Source organism: bacterium, from assembly GCA_009926305.1.
In the GTDB taxonomy this organism is placed as follows: Bacteria; Bdellovibrionota_C; UBA2361; order UBA2361; family RFPC01; genus RFPC01.
Genome location: RFPC01000162.1, coordinates 1 through 2,311, shown reverse-complemented (window position 1 = coordinate 2,311; position 2,311 = coordinate 1). Strand labels below are relative to the sequence as shown.

Genomic DNA, 2,311 nt, shown 5'->3' with positions numbered 1-2,311 from the left:
ACATTACGGCGTAATAGGTGAATGAAATGGTTCCCACCGATACTTAAGGCATCTCCGTCTCCAGTAACTAACCATACCGTGAGCTCTGGCCGACTTATCTTCAGCCCGGTTGCAATCGCTGGGGCCCTGCCATGGATGGTATGAAATCCATAAGTATTCATATAGTAGGGGAACCGACTCGAACATCCTATCCCAGAAACGAAGACGTGATTTTCTCGAGGCAACCCGGTGGAGGCAAGGGCTTTTTGAACTGCGGACAGGATGGCGTAGTCTCCACAACCAGCACACCACCGTACTTCCTGGTCAGATTCAAAGTCTTTTTTTGTTAATGTAACGAGATTCTCTTGGCTCATACCACCTCTCTCATGAGGTTGTTTGCATAGTCATGGACTTCGCGAATCTTGAACGGTTGACCCTGTATCTTTGAATACCCCTCAATATCCAGCAAGTATTTGGATCGAAGTACACTTCGTAATTGGCCGCTGTTTAGCTCCGGTACCAGAACTCGTTGATACCGTTTGAAAATTTCGGGAAGATCGTTTGGTAGCGGGTTCAAGTATCGAAGATGAACATGTCCAATCCTTCGTCCTTCACTCCGTAGTTCCGTAACGGCTCCTTCTATCGCTCCTCGCGTACTTCCCCATCCTACAATGAGAAGCTCTCCCTCTTCGTCTCCGAAAACCCTTGTTGGTGGTAGTGAATCTGCAATGCGCTGAACCTTCTCCGCACGTAGTCGTACCATCAGTTCATGATTTTCTGGCTCATACGATATGTTTCCTGTTTTGTCTTGTTTTTCGAGCCCACCGATTCTGTGTTCAAGTCCAGCAGTGCCGGGAAGTGCCCACGGACGAACCAGTTTCTCATCACGCGCATAAGGCAGGAACTCTGTCGTGTCACTCCCTTGGGGGAAGGGGGGTCGTATCGTCGGGAGTGAGGTAACCTCAGGAACACTCCACGGCTGTGAGCCTGTCCCAATGTGTCCATCGCTCAGGAGAAAAACTGGTGTCATATGTTCTATCGCAATTCGACATGCCTCCAGCGTTGTCTCAAACGCGTCATCTGGTTGGGATATTGCGAGTACTGCTACAGGTGATTCTCCATTGCGCCCATACAGAACCTGAAGCAGGTCGGCTTGCTCCGTCTTTGTTGGTAATCCAGTAGATGGCCCAGCTCGTTGGACATCAACAACCACAAGAGGGAGCTCAGTTGATACCGCCAGTCCAATAGCCTCTTGCTTAAGTGCGATTCCAGGCCCACTGGATCCCGTTACTCCAAGAGAGCCACCATACGATGCTCCGATAGCTGAACAACACGCTGCAATTTCATCCTCGGCCTGGAATGTCCTTACATCGTACTCTTTGTATTTCGATAGCTCATGGAGAATATCACTCGCTGGAGTGATAGGATAACTCCCATAAAAAAGTGGAAGCTGACTCTTTTCTGCGGCAGCAATTAATCCGAGGGCAATCCCCTGGTTGCCGGTGAGATTTCGATAGGTGCCCGCTTTTTGGGGCGCACTTTGAATTTCGAACTGAGTTGTGAGGATTTCAGAGGCCTCTGCATAGGCCATCCCAGCAAAGAGCGCCTCTTTGTTTGCAGCAATAAGTTCTGCCTTTCCCTTGAACTTTTGCTCTATCCACGAAAGCGTATCCTCTACTTTTCGGGTAAAGACATGACAAACAATTCCCAGGGCAAAGAAGTTTTTACACTTTTCTTTAGCACTATTAGGAAGTTGAATCTCTTCCAGTGCTCGATGTGTTTGCGTGGAGATGTCGGCATCAACGAGTCGGTAACGGGTTTTCAGCTCTTCACTCTCAAGAGGATTCTCAGACAGTTGAACCTTCGAGAGGTTTTTTTCGTGAAAAGCATCTCGATTACAAATAAGCATGCCATTGGGTTTGAGATCGTGCAGATTCGCTTTTAACGCCGCTGGATTCATCGCAACGAGAACATCTACTTCATCTCCTGCAGTGAATATCTCTTGGTCGCCAAAGTGTATCTGGAACGCACTTACTCCACCGATAGTCCCAGCAGGAGCCCGAATCTCAGCAGGAAAGTCAGGCTTCGTAGCGAGATCGTTTCCAAGACGAGCCGTCTCTTCAGTAAATCGGGTGCCAGTTAGCTGCATGCCGTCACCAGAGTCGCCGGCAAATCGAATCGCTACGCTGGAGAGCGTATCAGGCTTTGTGGCTGAACACTGTTTGTTCTGAGGCATGCGAGACCCTTGAGTAAGAAATAAACCAAGCCTGTAGGGTAGGGATACTGGAAGGACGTGTCAATGCTAGGCACTGTATTTTCAGGAAGTTACTTA

Annotated in this window: 2 protein-coding genes; both read right to left on the bottom strand. The window is 48.9% G+C overall.

The features are described from left to right. Positions 1-353, bottom strand: a 353-nt coding sequence (locus EBR25_13205; protein NBW41938.1) for a 2-oxoacid:ferredoxin oxidoreductase subunit beta, incomplete at its 3' end; no start/stop codon positions are given. Further along, positions 350-2,215, bottom strand: a complete 1,866-nt coding sequence (locus tag EBR25_13200) for a 2-oxoacid:acceptor oxidoreductase subunit alpha (protein NBW41937.1) — start codon at positions 2,213-2,215, stop codon at positions 350-352. The genes EBR25_13200 and EBR25_13205, both read right to left, overlap by 4 nt. Positions 2,216-2,311 lie beyond the last annotated feature (96 nt).